Origin of the sequence: Actinopolymorpha sp. B11F2, assembly GCF_040195635.1 — a bacterium.
Lineage (GTDB): Bacteria > Actinomycetota > Actinomycetes > Propionibacteriales > Actinopolymorphaceae > Thermasporomyces.
Genome location: NZ_JBEFTX010000027.1, coordinates 75,366 through 93,526, shown reverse-complemented (window position 1 = coordinate 93,526; position 18,161 = coordinate 75,366). Strand labels below are relative to the sequence as shown.

Sequence of the window (18,161 nt, the reverse complement as noted above, 5' to 3'; positions counted from 1 at the left end):
CGGCCCGAAGACAGCCCGGCGATCACCCGGTCAGAGACGTCGAGCCCGACGACACCAAGCCCCGCCCGGCAGCCCTCACGGACCAACGGCAGGCCGACATACCCCAGACCAACGACAGCAAGGTCACGCTTTGTCTGGCTCTGAGGTGGCTGCACTCCGTGCTGGAGCACATCGTGGTTGGACGACGATTGGTTCATATGGCTTCCTTGACCGACGGGTCCGGGAGGGACCTCGAATAGCGAGCACATCGCTGATCAACGGCATGACGATACTCAGACATTGACCCCCCAGCCTCAGAAGCTCGCTATTTCTACACCAGAGGGCCATCCTGCCGCCAGTGAGGTGCGCGCTGTTGGAGTCGTCCCGCCGCATCCACCACCTCGACGTCGAGGTCCGAGTGCGGCGAAATTGAAGGGCTAGCCCGAGATGTCCCTGTTCGGGCCCAGTTCATCGAGGTCGGAGAAGGATTCAGATCCGTCGAAATTGGACGTCAGCCCGTCGGACCACTGCGTGGCAGAGTCGCGAGAGCGAGCGACGAGACACGGCCGGAACCGGCCACCTGCGAGAGATCGGCCCGGCGAGCACGAGGATGGATGAACCGGCAGGTCGGAACGGGCCGACACCAGTCGAAGCACTTCGAAGTCGTCGAGCCGGCTCAGCTACAGCAGCGGTCAGCGGCACAGTGCGAACGGCATGCCGTCTTCGCCGAGCGCCATGATGCGGGTCTGGTACGACGTGTAGCTGGGGTACTCGCCAGCCATCCAGAGCACACTGAGTGCGCCGTCACCGCGCATCCCGTGTGGCTTGATCGGGCGTACGTTGAGTTCCCGCGAGTTCGAGGTGATCGCCACCGAATCCCAGCTGGCGCCTTGGTCCGTGGTGGTCCAGCGGGAGATCTCGTGCCGGCCGCCCTCGCCCGGCTCCTGGCGGGACAGCAGGACCATCGACGGGTTGGCGTGGTCCAAGGAGATCCCGCCGGAATAGTTGGGCTCGTTGCCGTCGGCACTGATCGAATCTCCGGCAGCCGTGATCTCGGTGTCCACCCACGAGCCTGCGTTGTCCCAGCGGGCATACCGATAGCGGTGGTCGGTGTCGGAGGGAAACGTCGCGTAGACGAGAATCGGCCGGCCAGCGGAGTCGCAGGCGATGTCCCATATCCAAGCCTTGGGCCCGGCGGTCGCGGCATCGTAGACCAGATCAGCCTGATCCGGCCGGATGGCGGCGCCCAGGTCGCCGATCGGTGTCCCGTCGGCGCGGTGAAGGCTGCCGGCTCGGTAGTACATGTAGTAGATGCTGGTGCGCACACGGTTGGGATGTGCCTGGGTGAACGCGAAGTGAATGGTGTCGGTTCCGTCCGAAAACACCTTCACATACGGGCGTTCACCGGGAGAGCTGATCAATGTGGCCGCCGGTGTCCATGTCTCGCCGTCGACGGTGGTGGAGAATGTCGGATTGAAATTGCCGCCACGCCAGAACACGAAGAGCCGGCCAGGTTCCCTGCTGAGCTGGGCGAGATTCTGGTAGGTGAATCCGGGGCGGTCGCCACTGGTGTTGTCGGTGATCTCGCGGACGGGTTCCCAACCGCCGGTGATGTCTTCGGCCAGCATCGAACGTCGGTAGTAGATCGGTACGCCGGGATACTGGTGACCCGTCCAGAAGGCCATGATCCGGCCATCGGGGCGCACGCAGATCGCCGGGTTGTTGTGATCGTCTTTGGGGAAACCGCTCATCAGCGTGGACGTCGAAAGTTCGCCGGTGCCGTGGTCGTACTGCGCGATCACGATATCGCCCGCGTCACTGATATAGCTCACGAACGTACGCTTGTACCTGCCTTCGTGGTGGAGCGCCCGCGGATCGCCGAACCAGCACCACGCACCGCCGACCGGCAGTGCCTGTGCGGACATGCCTTTGTCATCCACAGTCACGTATCTCTCCACTCGGCAACGGAAACCACACCACCGCCAACGAATCCGCCGAAACGAACGCCCGGTCTTTCCAGTTCGCCGATCAAGGATCAGCCGTTTCCTTGGCGATGAGTGCTCTTATCGCTTCCTCCCGAGTTCTGTCCGGCAGTCTGCGCGCCTCATCGGGGGTGGGCGGCCGGTCCAGCGTCTGCCGGAGTCCGCGTACGCCGTCGTCGACCACGAACGAGGCCCGGGTGAACACCTCGGCACCGGGTTCGGTCACTCGTCGTACGCATTGCAGGTCGGCGGCCAGATGCTCGGGTGTGATGGTGATCGTGACGTATCCGCGAAGGTTCGTGTAGAAGCGCAGGTGCGGGTTGTCGGCGAAGATCGGGTGGTCGCCGAAACTGTCCTCACCGTTCCCGTCGGTGGTGATCGAGGTGGTCACGAGTTCGGAGCCGACGGTCTCCGCCGCGGGATCCAGATAGTCGAGCTTGAGATCGGTTGCCCAGTGGGCGTGTACGTCACCGGACAGGACGATCGGGTTGCGGACGCCCGCATCGATCCACCCTTCGGTGATGCGTTCCTGACTGGCCACGTACCCGTCCCACGCGTCCATTCTCGTCGTCAGGATCCCCTCACGTTCGACGAGACGGCGGGCGAAGACCACCTGCTGAGCGAGAATGTCCCAGCGTGCCGTCGAACGTTGGAAGCCGTCGATCAGCCAGCTTTCCTGGTCGGCACCGAGGATCGAGCGGGTGGGGTCGAACGCCTCGGGACAGTCGGCGAAGCCGCCTCCACACACCTGTGCGTCGCGGTACTGACGGGTGTCGAGCAGGTGGAACGTCGCCAACCTTCCCCAATGGATGCGACGAAACAGCTGCAGGTCGATTCCTTGGGCGATCGATGTCGAGCGGAGCGGCATGAACTCGTAGTAGACCTGGAACGCCGCCGCCCGACGACGGAGGAAGTCCGCGATCGGCTGACCATCGCTCGGGACCTCGTCCGCCCAGTCGCTGTCCAGCTCGTGATCGTCCCAGACGACGAGCCAGGGGAAGCTCGCATGCACGGCCTGAAGTTCGGGTTCGGAGCGGTACTGCCCGTACCGCACGCGGTACTCCGCGAGGGCGGAGATCTCGATCGGCGGTTGGTGTCCGCGCCCGAGGGAACCCTGCGCCGGTCCTTCGTAGATGTAGTCGCCGAGAAAGACAACGAGGTCGAGATCCTGTTGGGCCATGTGCTGGTAGGCGGTGTAGAACCCGTGGGGGACATGCTGGCAGGACGCTTGCGCAAATCTCAGTGTTGCCGGCTGGTTGTGGGCGGCGGGTGCCGTTCGGGTCCGACCGACGGGACTGATTTCCGAGCCGGCGCGGAAACGGTAGAAGTAGCTGCGCTCGGGGCGGAGCCCACTGACCTCCGCGTGGACCGAGTGTCCGAGGTTCGGCCCCGTCTGCTCGACCCCACGGGCGACGACCCGCCGGAACCTCTCGTCCTCGGCGACCTCCCAGCGCACGGGTATCGGCAGGGGCGGGATTCCACCGTGGCCATCTGCTGCCAGGGGCTCCGTAGCGAGTTTGGTCCACAGTACGACGCCGTCCTGCAACGGATCGCCGGACGCGACTCCAAGCTTGAACGGATAGTCAGGAAAGACCACAGGTTGGGTCTCGGCGTGACCAGTGTTGCTGGCCATCATCGATGCAAGCCAGGCACCCGTCACACCTGCCGTACGAAGGAGTCGACGACGCGGCCACATACCTTGTCTCCCGTGGAAGAACCCCGTGGACACGATCATCGCCGAAGCTATGCGCGGAGTGAATCGGTGTCAACTAGATGCTTTCCTTACGGTCTCGACCGAAACATGCGTTCGTTGTAGGCTGCGGCACAGACACTCGAACGGCCGTGGACGAACGCGGCTGGCGACCACGGGATGGAGTTGGGTATGCGCTCCAAAGGCCCGGCAATCCGGGAGTTGACACGACGCGACGTCCTGCATCTTGGGTGTACTGCGACACTCTCCGCAGTCGGACTCACAGCGTGTGATGCGCTTTCGACCAAGCCCAGCAAGGATCGGGCGAACGACGGCGCCGCGAGGAAGAACGGCCGCGAGGCGCCGATGCTCGCCGAGCAGGTCAGGGCGGGCGACCTGCCCCCGGTCGCCGAACGGATGCCGAGTGCACCCCTCGTCGTCGATCCGGTCGATCGGATAGGCGGGTACGGCCACTCGTGGAGCTCGGCGTTGCTCGGTCCGGCCGACACACCGTGGTTGGACCGGACGATCGGCAATGACTACCTCGTGGGATGGGACCGGGGATGGCGCGAGGTCATGCCGAACATCGCCCAGTCCTTCGAGGTTGCCCAAGGCGGGAAGGAGTACACGTTCAAGCTGCGGAAGGGCATGCGGTGGTCCGACGGTGAGTCGTTCACGACGGACGATCTCGTTTTCGCCTTCGAAGACGTCCTCATGCACGAAGAGTTGTTCCCGGTGGGCCCGCCACCTGTGTTCATGTCGGTCGACAGCAGACCGGCGGAGATCGAACGAGTCGACGACCACACGGTGCGGTTCCTCTTCTCCCGCCCGAAGGGAACCTTTCTGCAGGAACTCGCGACTCCCGACGGCGGCCGCTGGCTCACCGCGTATCCCCGTCACTACCTCGAGCGGTTCCACCAGAAGTACGCCTCCGATGTCGAGGGCCTGGTCAAGGAGTCGGGCGCCGCGTCGTGGGGTGACTTCTTCCTGCTGGACAAGGGCTCCGTCTGGTCCAACGCCGAACTTCCCTCGCTCTTCGCGTGGCGCCTCACCAGGGGCCTGGGCACCGGCACCCGGGTGGTGGCCGAGCGCAATCCCTACTACTGGAAGACCGATCCCGAGGGGAGTCAGCTTCCCTACCTCGACAGGGTGACGTACGACGTCGTCAAGGACGCCGAGGTGATGCTGTTGAAGGCGACCGCGGGCGAGCTGAACATGCACACGCGGCACTTCAACAGCCTGAAGAACAAACCAGTTCTGGCACGCGGGCGCGACCGGGGCGGCTACCAGTTCATCGACCTGGTGCCGAGCGAGATGAACGAGATGATCATCATGGTCAATCTCACGCACAAGGATGCCCGGTTGCGTGAGATCTTCCAGAAGAAGGACTTCCGCATCGGGCTTTCGCACGCCATCAACCGGAACGAGTTGAATACCGCGGTCCTCCAGCGTCAGGGTGAGCCATGGCAGGCCGCCCCGCGTCGCGAGTCGGCCTTCTTCGACGAGGAGCTTGCGAAGCAGTACACCGAGTACGACGAGGGGTTGGCAAACGACCACCTCGACAGGGCTGGACTGACGGAGCGAGACGGGGACGGATTCCGGCTCCGTCCCGACGGGGAGCGCGTATCGTTCAACGTCGAAGTCGCGAATCCGACCGTCAAGGACACCTGGGTGTCCGCGATGGAACTCGTCAAGGGGTACTGGGCGGCGGTGGGGATCGACATCAGTATCACCAACGAGGACCGGACCCTCTGGACGGAACGGGTCACCGCCAACGAACACGATGCGGCGGTCTGGACGGGCCCCGGTGGCCTCGACATCGACGCCCTCCTGTCAGGACATCACTATCTGCCGTACAACGTAGGTTCCAGGTATGCGATCGCGTGGGCGGACTGGTATCTGTCCGGTGGAAAGGCAGGGGAGGAGCCGCCTGCTGTCGTCCGGCGCCAGCTACAGCTCTACAACGACATGCTCACGACATCCGACGAGGCCGAGCAACGGACCATCTTCCGGAAGGTTCTGCAGATCAGCAAGGAGCAGTTCTACGTGATCGGAACCTTGCAGGTAGCGCAGGGCTACGGGATCGTGGGAAATGGCTTCCACAACGTGCCGCGTTCAATGGCGGACGCATGGCTGTATCCAACTCCAGGACCGAGCCGGCCGGAGCAGTACTTCGTCACATCAACATAGGAAGTGGGCCTGGACCGGATGGAGCGTCCCAACGTTCTCCTCGTCATGGTGGACCACTGGCCGGGCAGGCTGCTGGGTGCTGCCGGCCACGAGGTGATCCAGACGCCAACTTTGGACACACTGGCCCAGGGCGGCGTTCGCTTCTCGCGCGCCTACAGCGAGTGCCCGATGTGTGTGCCAGCGCGCCGTACGTTGATGACCGGGGCCACCGCACGTTCCCACGGAGACCGGATCATGGATCAGGCTGGTCTGATGCCTGATCTGCCGACGCTTGCGCAGACGTTCCGCGACTCGGGGTACCAGGCGTACGCCGTAGGCAAGATGCACGTGTTCCCGCAGCGGAGTCGGATCGGATTTGACGATGTGGTGCTCAACGAGGAGGGGCGTACGCAGTGGGGGGTGACCGACGACTACGAGCAGTTCCTCACCGACCGCGGGTTTCCTGGTGAGCAGTTCGGTCACGGACTGAGCAACAACCAGTACGTCTCCCGCCCGTGGCACCTGCCTGAGGACTGCCACGTGACGACCTGGGCGACCCGGCAGATGTGTCGGATGATCAAGCGGCGCGATCCGACCAGACCGGCGTTCTGGTACCTGTCCCACATGCATCCACATCCACCGCTGGCCCCGCTGCGCGACTACCTGCAGATGTACGACGGTGTCGACATCGACGATCCGGTGTGTGGGGAGTGGGCGCGGCGCGACTCGCAGCTGCCGTACGCTCTGCAGGCGCTCGCCGATCGGCGCCGGCCAGTGGGATTCGGGGAGCACGAGGTGCGGATGGCCCGTCGGGCGTTCTACGCACTGTGCACCCACATCGACCATCAGCTGCGGGTGGTCGTCGGCACGCTCCGTGAAGAGGGGTTGCTCGGGGATACGGTCATTCTCTTCACCTCTGACCATGGCGACATGCTCGGCGACCACCGGATGTGGGCGAAGTCGGTGTTCTATGAGGGTTCGGCGAACATCCCGATGATCCTCTCCGCACCCGCTGGGGACGGCCGTGTCCGGCAGGGGTCTGTCGACGACCGGCTGGTCGGTCTCCAGGACGTCATGCCGACCCTGCTCGAGCTGGCTGGCATCGACGTACCGGCCGGTGTCGAGGGGCGATGCATGGTGGGTGATCGCCGCCGCGAGTGGTTGTACGGCGAGTGCTGCGAGGGCCCGGATGCGACCCGGATGCTGCATGACGGACGTTTCAAGCTGATCTACTATCCGGCCGGCAACCGGGTGCAGCTGTTCGACGTCGAGGCAGATCCGCACGAACTGATCGACCTTGCTCCTTCCCCCGACCACGTCGACGTCCGTGAGCATCTGCTCGAGTTGCTGGTATCCCAGCTCTACGGCGCCGATCTGGACTGGATAGCTGGCGAGGAGTTGGTCGGCCTAACCGGGTTCTCCTACACAGCGACCCCCAACCGTGAGCTCTCCAACCAACGCGGAATCCATTAGCCATTGGGCCGCCGAGGAACCGCGGGGGCCAGTTCCGAACCAGATCCGACGCACGCGTGCCTGAGCGCGTGGCGGTTGAACGTGTGTCGCCGACCTCACGAAAGGCCCGCTCAGACGGTCCTTTCTGGATCGGCCGCCCCCGCCCTGCCGTACTCTCCCAGCCCGCTGGCGAGCTGGTCGTAGGCCCGGTCAGCGGTGATGCGGAGCCGGACGACGAGCTGCTCGCGGTCCTCTTCGGCGAGCAAGCCGTGCAGCGCGACGAGGAAGATCGACCGGTGCGTCCACCACAGCGTGCGGGCGACGATTCGGGGCACAAGGTCGTCGTCAGCCGCGCCTGTCGTCTCGGCGATCGCGGCGGTGATGGCCGCGGCCCCCGACTCCCACCCCACGGTGAGGCGTTCCTGCAGCGTGCGGCTGTGCCGGATGATCTTTGCCACCGCGAGGAGGTCCTCGTTGCCGGGAGCGACGAAGTCGTCAATCACGGTGGTGGTCAGCGTACGGAAGACATCGAGGACAGAGGCGTCGGGTGGACGTTCGGTGATGTCCGCAACGAGCCGCTCGAGGCCCTCCTCGCGCCCGGCGAACGCGAGGTCCTCCTTCGTCGGGAAGTGGTTGAAGACCGTTTTCTCCGAGACATCTGCGGCGGCTGCGATCTCGGCGACGGTGACGGCGTCGAAGCCGCGTTCGGCGAACAGTCGCCGGGCGGTGGCGGCGATGTTCTCTCGAGCGGCGCGCTTCTTGCGTGCGCGGAGGCCTTCGGTCTGGGCGCTTGACATGGCTGTACCCTTTAGCGACGGTAGATATTCAGTGACTGTAGCGACATGCCGGGGTCGGCCGCAAACACGTAGTTCGTGCGGCAGGGGTCAGCGACAGGCGAGAAGCCGAGAAGGGCTCGACGGGAAGGTGAGCGGATGGGGAGCTACGTGCGCGGGCTCCAGGAGACCGACCAGACGCAGATCGCGGTGGTCGGCGGCAAGGGCGCGCACCTGGGAGAGCTGTCGCGGATCGAAGGCATCCGCGTGCCGGCTGGCTTTTGCGTGACGACGGACGCCTTCCGGCGAATCAAGGAGGACGTGCCGTCGATCGACGATCGGCTGGATCGGTTGTCGCGCCTGAACCCGGACGACCGGGAGGCGATCCGCACGCGCAGCGCGGAGATCCGACGGACCATCGAAGGGATCGTCATCCCTGCCGATCTGGCGGCGGCGATCACCCGTGCACTCGCCCGGTTCGGTGCGGAAGCCGCCTACGCCGTCCGATCGAGCGCGACGGCGGAAGACCTGCCAGCGGCCTCCTTCGCAGGCCAGCAGGACACCTACCTGAACGTGGTGGGGCCGGCGGCAATCCTCCAGCACATCAGCCGGTGCTGGGCCTCGCTGTTCACCGAGCGGGCCGTGACCTACCGCCTGCGAAACGGCTTCGACCACCGGCAGGTCGACATGGCCGTGGTCGTGCAGCAGATGGTCTTCCCGCAAGCGGCGGGCGTCCTCTTCACGGCCGACCCCGTGACGTCCAACCGGAAGGTCACCTTCGTGGAGGCCAGCTTCGGCCTCGGCGAGGCCCTGGTCTCCGGCCTGGTGAACGCCGACGTCTACAAGGTGCGCGACGGGGACATCGTGGCCAAGGCGGTCGCCACCAAGCAGCGGGCCATCGTCGCCTCACCGGCAGGTGGGACACAGGAACACTCGATCGGGCCGGCACAGCAGGACGAGCCGGCGCTGACCGACGCGCAGGTCGTGCGGCTCGCGCAGCTGGGCCGGCGGATCGAAGCGCACTTCGGCTGCCCTCAGGACATCGAATGGTGCCTGGTCGACGACGGCTTCCAGATCGTCCAGAGTCGGCCGATCACCACGCTGTTCCCCATCCCTGCAGCCGACGACGAAGAGAACCACGTCTACGTCTCCGTCGGTCACGGGCAGATGATGACCGATCCCATGAAGCCTCTGGGGATCGCCTTCTGGCAGCTGACCGCCCTCCCGCCGATGCACGAGGCCGCCGGGAGGCTGTTCGTCGACGTCACCGAGCGCCTGGCTTCGCCCGCGAGTCGTGCCGGCCTCCTGGATGTCCTGGGGAGAGGCGATCCGCTGATCAGGGACGCGCTGCAGACCATCCTCGAACGCGACGGCTTCATCCCATCGCTCCCGGACGAGGGTCCCGTCGAGCCGGTCCCCGGCGTCGCGCCAGCCACGATCGAAACCGATCCGGCCCTCGTCACCGAGCTGATCAAGCGCAGCGAGGCTTCCATTGCCGCGGTGAAACGCGACATCCGCACGAAGTCCGGAAGTGCGTTGCTCGACTTCATCCTGGCGGACATCCAGGAGCTGAGACGGATCCTGTTCGATCCGCAAAGCCATCAGGTGATCATGGCGGCGATGCAAGCGACGTGGTGGCTCAACGAGCAACTGCAGGACTGGCTGGGCGAGAAGAACGCGGCCGACACGCTCACACAGTCCGTCCCCCACAACGTCACGTCGGAGATGGGGCTTTCGCTCCTCGACGTCGCGGACGTGATCCGCCCGCATCCAGAAGTCGTCGCGTTCCTGCACGATGTCGGGGACGACGAGGGCTTCCTGGACGAGCTGACCACGTTTGCGGGCGGGCAGGAAGCACGAGACGCCATCTGGGCCTACCTCGACAGGTACGGCATGCGCTGCGTCGGCGAGATCGACATCACCAGGCCGCGTTGGGCCGAGCGACCCGCCACGCTCCTACCCGTGATCCGCTCCAACATCGAGAACTTCGAATTGGGCGCCGGTAAGCGCCGCTTCGAGCAAGGGCGCCAGGAAGCCATCAAGAAGGAACGGGAACTGCTGGAGCGCCTGCGAGCCCTGCCCGACGGGGATCGGAAGGCCGAGGAAACCAAGCGGATGATCGATCGCGTCCGGACCTTCACCGGGTACCGGGAGTATCCGAAGTACGGCATCGTCAGCCGCTACTTCGTCTACAAGCAGGCCTTGCTGGACGAGGCCGAGCGCCTCGTGCAGGCAGACGTGCTCCGTGAGAAGGAAGACATCTTCTTCCTGAGGTTCCAGGAGCTTCACGACGTCGTGCGTACGAACCAGGTCGATCACGAGCTCATCCGTCGACGCAGGGATGCGTTCAGGTCATACGAGGCGCTCACACCACCGCGGGTGCTCACATCCGACGGTGAGGCGATCGCCGGAACCTACCGACGCGACGACATGCCTACCGGTGCGCTGGTCGGTCTGCCGGTCTCCGCCGGGACCATCGAAGGGCGGGCCCGCGTCGTCCTGGACATCGCGAAGGCCGATCTCGAACCGGGCGACATCCTGGTCACGGCCTACACGGACCCCAGCTGGTCGCCCCTGTTCGTCGCGGTCACGGGGCTGGTGACCGAGGTCGGGGGCCTGATGACCCATGGCGCGGTGATCGCACGGGAGTACGGCCTGCCGGCCGTCGTCGGGGTGGAGAACGCCACGCAACGGATCCAGGACGGGCAGCGGATCCGGGTGAACGGAACCGACGGCTACGTCGAGATCCTTCCCCGCGGTCGACGCTCCGTACTGGCAGGGGCGGGCAGTGCTGATGCGTGACGTATAGCGGACACGGCCTGGACGTCGGCCAAACTGTCTGGGAACGATTTCAGTCCAACCTCGGCTCATGCACACAGCAGCCGACCCGGCGCGAACGCGAGGATCACCACGTGAGTGTCTACCCACTGCCTGCCAGTTCGCCGGCCGCACAGGGAGTCGATGCCTGTGGCATCGGCACGTTCCTCGACGCCATCGAGGCGGCGCCGGCCATCGAACCCCATAGTCTGATGGTCTTGCGTCATGGCCACGTCGTCGCCTCGGGCTGGTGGGCTCCGTACTCGCCCGACCGGCTGCACCTGCTCTATTCCCTCAGCAAGAGCTTCACCTCCACGGCGGCCGGCTTTGCCGTTGCCGAGGGACTCGTGCGCCTCGACGACCCCGTGGTCTCGTACTTCCCCGAGTTCGAGGCCGAGATCACCGATCCGCGCAGCCGCGCCATGCTCGTGCGGCACGTCGCATCGATGGCCAGCGGCCACGTTGCCGAGACGATGGAACGGGCCGCGGCTCTCGATCCGGATGAGATCGTGCGCGGCTTCCTGCTGCTTCCGCCGGATCGTGAACCCGGCACGGTCTTCGCCTACAACCAGCCCGCGACGTACTCCCTTGCCACGATCGTTCAAAAGGTGACCGGCCAGACATTGACGGAGTATCTCCGGCCCCGGCTGTTCGATCCGCTCGGCATCGGCGAGGTGGTGTGGCGACAGCACCCCGCCGGCCGCGACATCGGCTTCTCCGGTCTGCACGCCACCACCGACGCGATCGCCCGGCTCGGCCTGCTCTACCTGCAAGGCGGAGTGTGGGAAGGCAGGCAGGTGCTTCCGGCCGCGTGGGTTGCCGAGGCGACGCGATCGCACGTGTCGAACGCCGGCGAGCCTAATCCGGACTGGCAACGCGGTTACGGCTTCCAGTTCTGGATGTCACGGCACGGGTATCGAGGTGACGGGGCATACGGCCAGTTCTGCGTCGTCCTTCCCGACCATGATGCGGTTATTGCGATGACCGCGGCGACGGTGGACATGCAGGCCCTCTTGGACGCGATGTGGGAGCACCTCGTGCCGGCGTTGGGCGCCGCGCCGCTCGGCGGCCGGGACGGCGAGGACGCGGCGCTGGCCCAGCGGCTGTCCCGACTCGAGCTTCCGACCGCTCCGGGCAAGCCCGCGCCGCCTGCCGATCCCGGCACCTGGTCGGGTGCGGAGTTCGCACCGGACGGCGGTGCGTGTGCGGACCAGCCGACCCTCTCTCGCGTGGTGGTGGCGCCGGGAGAGGGCGAGGGTTGGCGCGTTTCGTTGGTCGAGGACGGCGGGACGGTCGAGCTGCGGCTGAACGCGACAGACGCGCCGGGCTGGTGCGTGGATGCGGGCCCCGACGCACCCGTTCCGACGGCGTTGTCTGGCGGATGGACCGACCACGACACGTTGACCGTCGAGGTGGTGTTCCTGGAGACGCCCCACCGTCTGGTCGTGACGTGTTCGCTGGCGAGTCGTACGTTCACCGCCCGATGGCGCACGACTCCGCTGCACGGAGGTCCACTCCGCTCGCACCGCGCCGTACGTACCGGACGTTGACGTAAGGACACTCACCGCCGCGCCCCTGGTGGCGTCAGAACCCGATGGCCGAGCAGAAGGCGGTGGCTGTGTCGCATGATGCTTGGCTCCTGGGGTATCCGTTGTAGCGCAGGCAATCGAACGAGGTTGGCCTTGTGGACCGGGTAGTAGCAACTTATCGAGTCGATTCGCATGAAGTCGTCATTGTCGAGTCCGTAGAAGATGAAGGAACTTACTTCCACGTCATGGTGGATGGCCTGGAGGGCGAAGAGACGTTCGCGGTGCCCCCCAGCGCGGAAGAGTTGACGCGCATTGTGGACCGTCGTCTGGGCTGGTGACGGTGTGTTGTGTCGACACTGGCCTGGACCCAGGGAACACGCGGCAGGTAGAAAGTCTGGGCAGCTTCGCGCCGACAGACGCTTGGTGGTACGCCGACCAGCGTGGTGATGCGGGTGCTGAATGTGCCCAGCGAGGAGCAGCCGACCGCGAAGCAGGCGTCGGTGACGCTCAGGTCGCCCGACGTAGGAGGGCCATCGCCCGTTCGATCCGCCGGGTCATCAGATCACGTACGGCGACTCGCCGAAGGCGCGTTTGAGCCCGCGGCCGAGGTGCCCGGCCGAGATGTGCACCCCGCGGGCGAGCGCCTCGACGTTCAGCGGCTGTGCGTAGTCTCGGTCGATCCTGTCCCGGACTTGGCGAAGCCGAGAAAGGACCTGATCGGTCTGGTTACCTGTCACGCGCCGGCACCGACATGGCGAGGCGAAGGCCGTGTGGGAGCAAGACTGCTGGTGCAGATCTGCCGGTCGACAGCGTTTCGTCCTCGGCGTCGTGGAAAGCGACAAGGTATATCGCCTCCTCGAGATTGTTCGCGCAGACACCGAACAGGGCCTGCTCTGCTGCCCGCTTGACGAAGTCGTCCCCGAAGTGTCCCATCTGCGGCGGTGGGTAGCGCCAACCGTTGATCATGTTGGCCCAGTCCCCGCTGAGCAGCTGCTGTTCGAGCATGGGCGTGCCCGCGGCGGAGGCGTCGATCAGGCCCTGCTTGACAGATTCCGGCTGAGCCTCGACATCGAGCCCGGGCCCGACGCCGATGTCCGCGAACTGCCGGAGCAGGATCTCGTGGTGCTTCGGAGGGGGATTCTCGGTAAGCATCGCGTTCAGCGTCTTCCACGACCCGAGCGGATCCCGCGCCGGATCGACTGGTTCCAGCACATCGCGACGGTCCGGCACGATGGCGCCCTCATTGCCGAACAGGTGGAGTGGAGTCAGCCGGTACTGGTCCTGCAGTGCGTGAACGGCGGCCAGCCTTCCACGAGGGTGCGGCCGGCGACCAGGATCCAGGGGCTGGGAGCGGTCGCCGTACGGTGCACTCCTTCCGGGAGACCGCCGGCAAGGCCCGACAACCGCAAGCCGTTCATGCCAGACATGATCGCCGACCTGACGGCCGATCCGGCGTCCTCCGTCCTCGATGAGCTTAGGCTCAGCTAACCTGTGCCAGTGGACGGGCATGTGGCCCCTGTCGCCCGTTCGCGGTCGTTGCGGGAAGGAGACGCGCCACCGTGCTGGCTTCGTTCCTGATCATGCTCCGCGAGGGCTTCGAGGCAGCCCTCGTCGTGGCGATCATCTACGCCTACATCCGCAAGATCGACCGACCGGAGCTGATGCGGCCGATGTGGCTCGGCGTCGGCGGGGCGGCCGCCCTGTCGGTGCTCGCGGGTGTGCTGATCCACGGCACCCTCGAGGGCCTGGAGGGGGCCGCTCGACTGCGCGCGTTCGCGGCGATCTCCGTGGCGGCGGTGTTCGTACTCACCTGGATGGTCTTCTGGATGCGCCGGCACTCCCGCGCCATCAGGGGCGAGCTCCAGCACAGCATCGACCTCGCCGCATCCAGGGGGCAGGGCATCTGGTGGGCGGTGGGTCTTGCGGCGTTCTTCGCCGTCGTCCGGGAGGGTCTCGAGGCAGCTCTGTTCCTGATCGCGGCCGCCACCACCGACTCCGGCGGCCTGGTGTTGACCGGCGGTCTCCTCGGCCTTGCGATCGCGGCCGCCGCCGCGTATCTCGTCGTGTTGGGCGGCCTGCGGTTGCCGATGGCCCAGTTCTTCAAGATCACCGGCATGATGCTCGTCCTGTTCGCCGCGGGTCTGCTGTCTCGCACGGTGATGTTCCTGCAGGCGTCCGGTGACCTTTTCCTTACCTGGAACAACGTCTACGACCTGACCGGATACGCGTGGCTGACCGTCGACACCGAGGTCGGCAAGTTCCTCGGCGCGATGTTCGGCTGGGACCCGCGGCCCTCGATCGAGCAGGTTGTCGCCTATCTCGGCTACGCCATCACGGTCACCTACCTCTTCCTCCGTTCGCCCCAGCGTGAGGCTGCGGCGGCCCAGCAGAGGCAGGCGACCCGGACGTCCGGCTCAGGACACTAGGGACGTGGTGCCACCGGGCGGCGGGCTCGACCATGTCCGCGGAAAATGTACGGTGGAGCGAAGATCGCCCTGTCTGGCGATCACGTCCGGCCTGGACAGGCACGGTGGCGGTACTGAACTGGAGGCGTCGGGATGACCACGACCGTCGGGCAGGTGCTGACAGACAGCGATGCGGACTCCTTCTGGCACCGGGGCTACCTGCGGGTTCCTCAGGTGTTCAGCTCGGAGGAGACCGCCGAGCTGAGGCGGGAGCTCGACCGGCTGATCGACGAGTGGGCCAACCGCGACTCGGCCTGGACGGGGCCGTGGCGGCAGGCGTACATGGACGAGAAGACCGAGCGGGCGGGCAAGTTCGCCGGCATGCACGACCTGCAGTACTACTCGGTGGCCTGGGCACGGGCGATCATGCACCCGAGGCTGGTCGACGTCCTGGCGAAGGTGCTGGGCCCGGACGTGGAGTTCCATCACACGACGATGCACGTGAAGGTCCCCGAGACGGGGATGCCGTTCCCGATGCACCAGGACCATCCGTTCTACAAGCACGACGACGGCCGCTACGTCGATGTGCTCGTGCACCTGGACGACACGAACAGCGAGAACGGCGAGATCCGGTTCCTCGAAGGTTCGCATCGTGGTGGGCCGCTGCAGCACATCACCGAGACTGCGGACGGTCCGTGTTCGCCGCACCTGCCGATGGAGGACTACCGGCTGGCCGACACGGTGGCGGTGCCGGCGAAGGCCGGTGACGTCGTCCTGATGAGCATCAACACCGTGCACGGGTCGGACATCAACCGGTCGTCGCAGCCGCGGCGCCTGGTACGGATGGGCTACCGGCACCCGCACAATCGCCAGTCCGACGGTCAGTCGCTCGGACGACCCGGCGTCATGGTCTCGGGATACCGCGAGCGCCGTGAGGGCGACCAGGCGTTCCCCACCGAGTAGCAGCGTACGGGCGGGCGCGGCCCGAGCGGGCCCGCGCGGCACAGGTCGCGCGGCACGGGCCGGGGAGATCTCGCTAGGGCGGGGACGCGGGTAGCGCACGCCAGCGGGTGCGCTGCGGTCAGGTTCGGACGACCTGCAGGGCCGCGACCCGGTCCAGAAGGCGCTGCTCCTCGTCCTCGGTGAGGGGAACCTCGAGGAGTCGCAGCCACTCGGCGAGCTCGCCATCGCCCAGCGGACGGTGTTCGGTCGGCGCGTCGGCCCGGCGTACGGTGACCGCCTCGTGCGTGACGGTGACGTGCCGGCCGGGGAGGTGGCGGGCGAGCACGAGCGTACGCGTGAAGTGCGACGATGGATGTGTACTCGTGTAGTGGTGCCCGATCACGGGATCGATGGGAAGCACCGGCAGCTCGTCGGTGGTGTGCATCATCAGCCAGCCCTCGTCACGCCAGCGCCGCATCGCCCATGCTCCGTCGTGACGGTCGACGCGATAACGCCAGCCGAGGTGGTCGTCTTCTGCACCGTCGACGAGGGGAATCGGCCGCAGCAGGCTCATCCCGAAGCCCGTGTCGCACAGCAGGCGCTGCCCTTCCAGCACGACCTCGACCACCATGTGCGTACGGCCCTGCTGACTGCCGTCGGCCGGGTCACCCACCCGTCCGAGGTGGCGGCGTACGTGGTAACCCAGCCGCTCCAGCGCCGCGGCGAAGATCGTCGAGTGTTCGAAACAGTAGCCGCCTCTGCCCCGGTCGACGAACTTGTCCTGGAGTGCGTCGAGGTGGACACCGGGGTGCTGCCGCAGCAGGACGTCGATGTTGTCGAAGGTGAAGGTGCGGACGTGTGCCTCGTGCAGTTCGTCCAACGCTTCGCGGGTCGGCACCCGGGCGGGCAGCCCGAGCCGCGCCAGATAGCCGTCCAGGTCGAAGTGGCCCACCCGCCACGGATCCGTCGTCACGGCACCAGTGAACCAGCGAAACCCACCGGTGCACCAGCGCCGCCGAGGCCGTGGCCAACCGATCGAGTGAACGTGGCCGGTAGTACGTCCAGGAGGCTGAGGACCTGGGTGCCATGGTTCCTGTGGAGGAGTGCCTCACATCGCCAGTGTGGGGAGGCGTTGGGTAGGTGCTGGAGGCTGCGTACGAGCGCCGGCAACAGGTCGTGGATGGCGTCGTGGGCCAGGTGCCGAAGCAGTTGTTCGGGCGGGAAGCACCGGCTGAATCGGAGATCTATGGACCCCTGCCATGTCCGCATGAGGACTTCTCGCGGCTCCGGACGCGAAACGTCCGGAACGGCTTCTATCGTGCCGCCAGTGCCGAGAACACCTCCGCACTGGACAGCAGGTTTGGAGAGTGGATCCGTGAGCACCAAGGCGATGACTGGCCAGCAGATCATTGATGCTGGCCTCGGCGGCTGGGCTTTCCTTGTCCACTACGGCCTCTTCAGGCTCCATACACGCATCAAGACTGAGAGCTTCGGCGCCGGTCTGAAGATCGTCAACGAGATCGGGCAGGTCGCAGAGGAGACGAACCATCATGCCGACCTCGACCTACGGCCGTCCCGGGTCGATGTCAGGCTGACCAGCGGTTATGAGGCCCATGGGGTAACCGAACGCGACGTGAGCCTTGCCCGCCGGATCTCCGCTATCGCCGCAGCCGCGGGCGCGGAGCTCGAGTCCCGGAGTCTCTCGTGTATCGAACTCGCCCTGGACACCCCGGACCACGAGAAGATCGCGCCGTTCTGGGCGGCGGTGCTGGATAGGGAACTCGTCAGCGGCGACGACTTTGCCGATGTGGGTGACCGGAACCAGGTACTGCCGCTGATCTTCTTCCAACAATCCGGTAGCGACGAGCCCCGTCAGCGCTGGCATCTCGACGTCTGGGTCGATCCGGACCAGGTGCAGCCTCGGGTCGACGCGGCCCTGGCGGCCGGCGGAACGCTCGTCAAGCGGGACCAGGGTGCGATGCTTTCAGATCCGGATGGCAACAAGATCTGCGTGTGCACGTGGCAGCCGACCGATGGAGTCATCGGGGCTTGAAATGAACGGAATCGCTGGTCCGCCGGTATCACTGGCGGAATCGTCCAGACGCGGTGCGTGATCTCACAGGTTGCTCACAGCCGAGTCTGATGTTTGGCACAGGATCGGTTGTCAGGCTGCGCGTATGAGTGCCACTCCGATCCATCCTCCCGGGCCGGCAGCGAGCCCGGTCTGGTCGGGGAGTTCACGTCCTCCGGCGCCCGAATGGTGATCCGGTCCGGGTGTTGGTCGTCGACGACGACTCGAGTCTGACGGACCTGTTGTTGATGGCCCTGCGGCATGAGGGCTGGGACGTGCGTTGCGCGAGTGATGGCGCGGGTTGGCCTGCAGGCGGCGCGGGAGATCCGGCCTGACGTGGTGGTGCTCGGCA

16 protein-coding genes are annotated in these 18,161 nt (G+C 66.0%); 8 read left to right on the top strand and 8 right to left on the bottom strand.

Translation table 11 applies throughout. The features are described 5' to 3' along the window. The 3 genes from ABN034_RS32620 to ABN034_RS32610 all read right to left on the bottom strand — a co-directional run. Nucleotides 1-197, bottom strand: a 197-nt coding sequence (locus tag ABN034_RS32620; protein ID WP_349694810.1) for a hypothetical protein, incomplete at its 3' end; no start/stop codon positions are given. 474 nt (nt 198-671) lie between these two features. Next, on the bottom strand, nt 672-1,925 hold the full coding sequence (locus ABN034_RS32615; RefSeq protein ID WP_349694809.1) for a BNR-4 repeat-containing protein: 1,254 nt from the start codon (nt 1,923-1,925) through the stop codon (nt 672-674). An 82-nt stretch (nt 1,926-2,007) separates the two neighbouring features. After that, nucleotides 2,008-3,597 carry an alkaline phosphatase D family protein gene (locus ABN034_RS32610; protein WP_349694808.1) on the bottom strand — a complete coding sequence of 530 codons (1,590 nt, stop codon included), beginning with the start codon at nt 3,595-3,597 and terminating at the stop codon, nt 2,008-2,010. A 246-nt stretch (nt 3,598-3,843) separates the two neighbouring features. On the opposite strand from ABN034_RS32610, the gene ABN034_RS32605 reads away from it, so the two are divergent. Both ABN034_RS32605 and ABN034_RS32600 read left to right on the top strand, forming a co-directional pair. Next, nucleotides 3,844-5,841: an ABC transporter substrate-binding protein gene (locus tag ABN034_RS32605; protein ID WP_349694807.1), complete on the top strand. Its 1,998-nt coding sequence runs from the start codon at nt 3,844-3,846 to the stop codon at nt 5,839-5,841. An 18-nt stretch (nt 5,842-5,859) separates the two neighbouring features. After that, entirely contained in the window at nt 5,860-7,293 is a 1,434-nt protein-coding gene (locus tag ABN034_RS32600) for a sulfatase-like hydrolase/transferase (protein ID WP_349694806.1), read from the top strand. 110 nt (nt 7,294-7,403) lie between these two features. Here the strand turns inward: ABN034_RS32600 and ABN034_RS32595 are convergent, their stop codons facing one another. Then, nucleotides 7,404-8,069 carry a TetR/AcrR family transcriptional regulator gene (locus ABN034_RS32595; RefSeq protein WP_349694805.1) on the bottom strand — a complete coding sequence of 222 codons (666 nt, stop codon included), beginning with the start codon at nt 8,067-8,069 and terminating at the stop codon, nt 7,404-7,406. A gap of 135 nt (nt 8,070-8,204) precedes the next feature. On the opposite strand from ABN034_RS32595, the gene rph reads away from it, so the two are divergent. The 3 genes from rph to ABN034_RS32580 all read left to right on the top strand — a co-directional run bounded on the left by rph (nt 8,205) and on the right by ABN034_RS32580 (nt 12,729). After that, nucleotides 8,205-10,847 (top strand): rifamycin-inactivating phosphotransferase, encoded by a 2,643-nt coding sequence (gene rph, locus ABN034_RS32590; RefSeq protein WP_349694804.1) that lies wholly within the window; start codon nt 8,205-8,207, stop codon nt 10,845-10,847. A 110-nt stretch (nt 10,848-10,957) separates the two neighbouring features. Then, nucleotides 10,958-12,412 carry a serine hydrolase domain-containing protein gene (locus ABN034_RS32585; RefSeq protein ID WP_349694803.1) on the top strand — a complete coding sequence of 485 codons (1,455 nt, stop codon included), beginning with the start codon at nt 10,958-10,960 and terminating at the stop codon, nt 12,410-12,412. Between the two features lie 134 nt (nt 12,413-12,546). Next, on the top strand, nt 12,547-12,729 hold the full coding sequence (locus ABN034_RS32580) for a hypothetical protein (RefSeq protein ID WP_349694802.1): 183 nt from the start codon (nt 12,547-12,549) through the stop codon (nt 12,727-12,729). A 219-nt stretch (nt 12,730-12,948) separates the two neighbouring features. Here ABN034_RS32580 and ABN034_RS32575 read toward each other — a convergent pair whose 3' ends face one another. Genes ABN034_RS32575 through ABN034_RS32565 form a run of 3 tightly spaced genes read right to left on the bottom strand, consistent with a single transcriptional unit; the run spans nt 12,949 to nt 13,809 of the window. Next, nucleotides 12,949-13,128: a helix-turn-helix transcriptional regulator gene (locus ABN034_RS32575; protein WP_349694801.1), complete on the bottom strand. Its 180-nt coding sequence runs from the start codon at nt 13,126-13,128 to the stop codon at nt 12,949-12,951. After that, a complete protein-coding gene (locus ABN034_RS32570; RefSeq protein ID WP_349694800.1) occupies nt 13,118-13,621 on the bottom strand; it encodes a DUF1254 domain-containing protein in 504 nt (167 codons plus the stop codon). Before ABN034_RS32570 ends, ABN034_RS32575 begins: the two co-directional genes overlap by 11 nt. 35 nt (nt 13,622-13,656) lie before the next feature. Beyond that, entirely contained in the window at nt 13,657-13,809 is a 153-nt protein-coding gene (locus ABN034_RS32565) for a hypothetical protein (RefSeq protein ID WP_349694799.1), read from the bottom strand. A 141-nt stretch (nt 13,810-13,950) separates the two neighbouring features. Between ABN034_RS32565 and ABN034_RS32560 the strand changes: the two genes are divergently transcribed. Together ABN034_RS32560 and ABN034_RS32555 are read left to right on the top strand one after the other, a co-directional pair. Next, complete coding sequence (locus ABN034_RS32560) at nt 13,951-14,817, top strand: FTR1 family iron permease (RefSeq protein ID WP_349694798.1); 867 nt, start codon at nt 13,951-13,953, stop codon at nt 14,815-14,817. 132 nt (nt 14,818-14,949) lie between these two features. Next, entirely contained in the window at nt 14,950-15,759 is an 810-nt protein-coding gene (locus tag ABN034_RS32555) for a phytanoyl-CoA dioxygenase family protein (RefSeq protein ID WP_349694797.1), read from the top strand. A gap of 118 nt (nt 15,760-15,877) precedes the next feature. Here the strand turns inward: ABN034_RS32555 and ABN034_RS32550 are convergent, their stop codons facing one another. Then, complete coding sequence (locus ABN034_RS32550; protein WP_349694796.1) at nt 15,878-16,711, bottom strand: arylamine N-acetyltransferase family protein; 834 nt, start codon at nt 16,709-16,711, stop codon at nt 15,878-15,880. A gap of 402 nt (nt 16,712-17,113) precedes the next feature. Between ABN034_RS32550 and ABN034_RS32545 the strand changes: the two genes are divergently transcribed. After that, nucleotides 17,114-17,791 carry a 4a-hydroxytetrahydrobiopterin dehydratase gene (locus tag ABN034_RS32545; RefSeq protein ID WP_349694795.1) on the top strand — a complete coding sequence of 226 codons (678 nt, stop codon included), beginning with the start codon at nt 17,114-17,116 and terminating at the stop codon, nt 17,789-17,791. Nucleotides 17,792-18,161 lie beyond the last annotated feature (370 nt).

What these genes read in the sequence shown, in the direction of transcription:
- ABN034_RS32605 (WP_349694807.1), top strand. Translation starts at nt 3,844, where the DNA reads ATGCGCTCCAAAGGCCCGGCAATCCGGGAGTTGACACGACGCGACGTC.
- ABN034_RS32565 (WP_349694799.1), bottom strand. Translation starts at nt 13,809, where the DNA reads ATGAACGGCTTGCGGTTGTCGGGCCTTGCCGGCGGTCTCCCGGAAGGA.
- rph (WP_349694804.1), top strand. Translation starts at nt 8,205, where the DNA reads ATGGGGAGCTACGTGCGCGGGCTCCAGGAGACCGACCAGACGCAGATC.
- ABN034_RS32610 (WP_349694808.1), bottom strand. Translation starts at nt 3,597, where the DNA reads ATGATGGCCAGCAACACTGGTCACGCCGAGACCCAACCTGTGGTCTTT.
- ABN034_RS32595 (WP_349694805.1), bottom strand. Translation starts at nt 8,069, where the DNA reads ATGTCAAGCGCCCAGACCGAAGGCCTCCGCGCACGCAAGAAGCGCGCC.
- ABN034_RS32555 (WP_349694797.1), top strand. Translation starts at nt 14,950, where the DNA reads ATGACCACGACCGTCGGGCAGGTGCTGACAGACAGCGATGCGGACTCC.
- ABN034_RS32600 (WP_349694806.1), top strand. Translation starts at nt 5,860, where the DNA reads ATGGAGCGTCCCAACGTTCTCCTCGTCATGGTGGACCACTGGCCGGGC.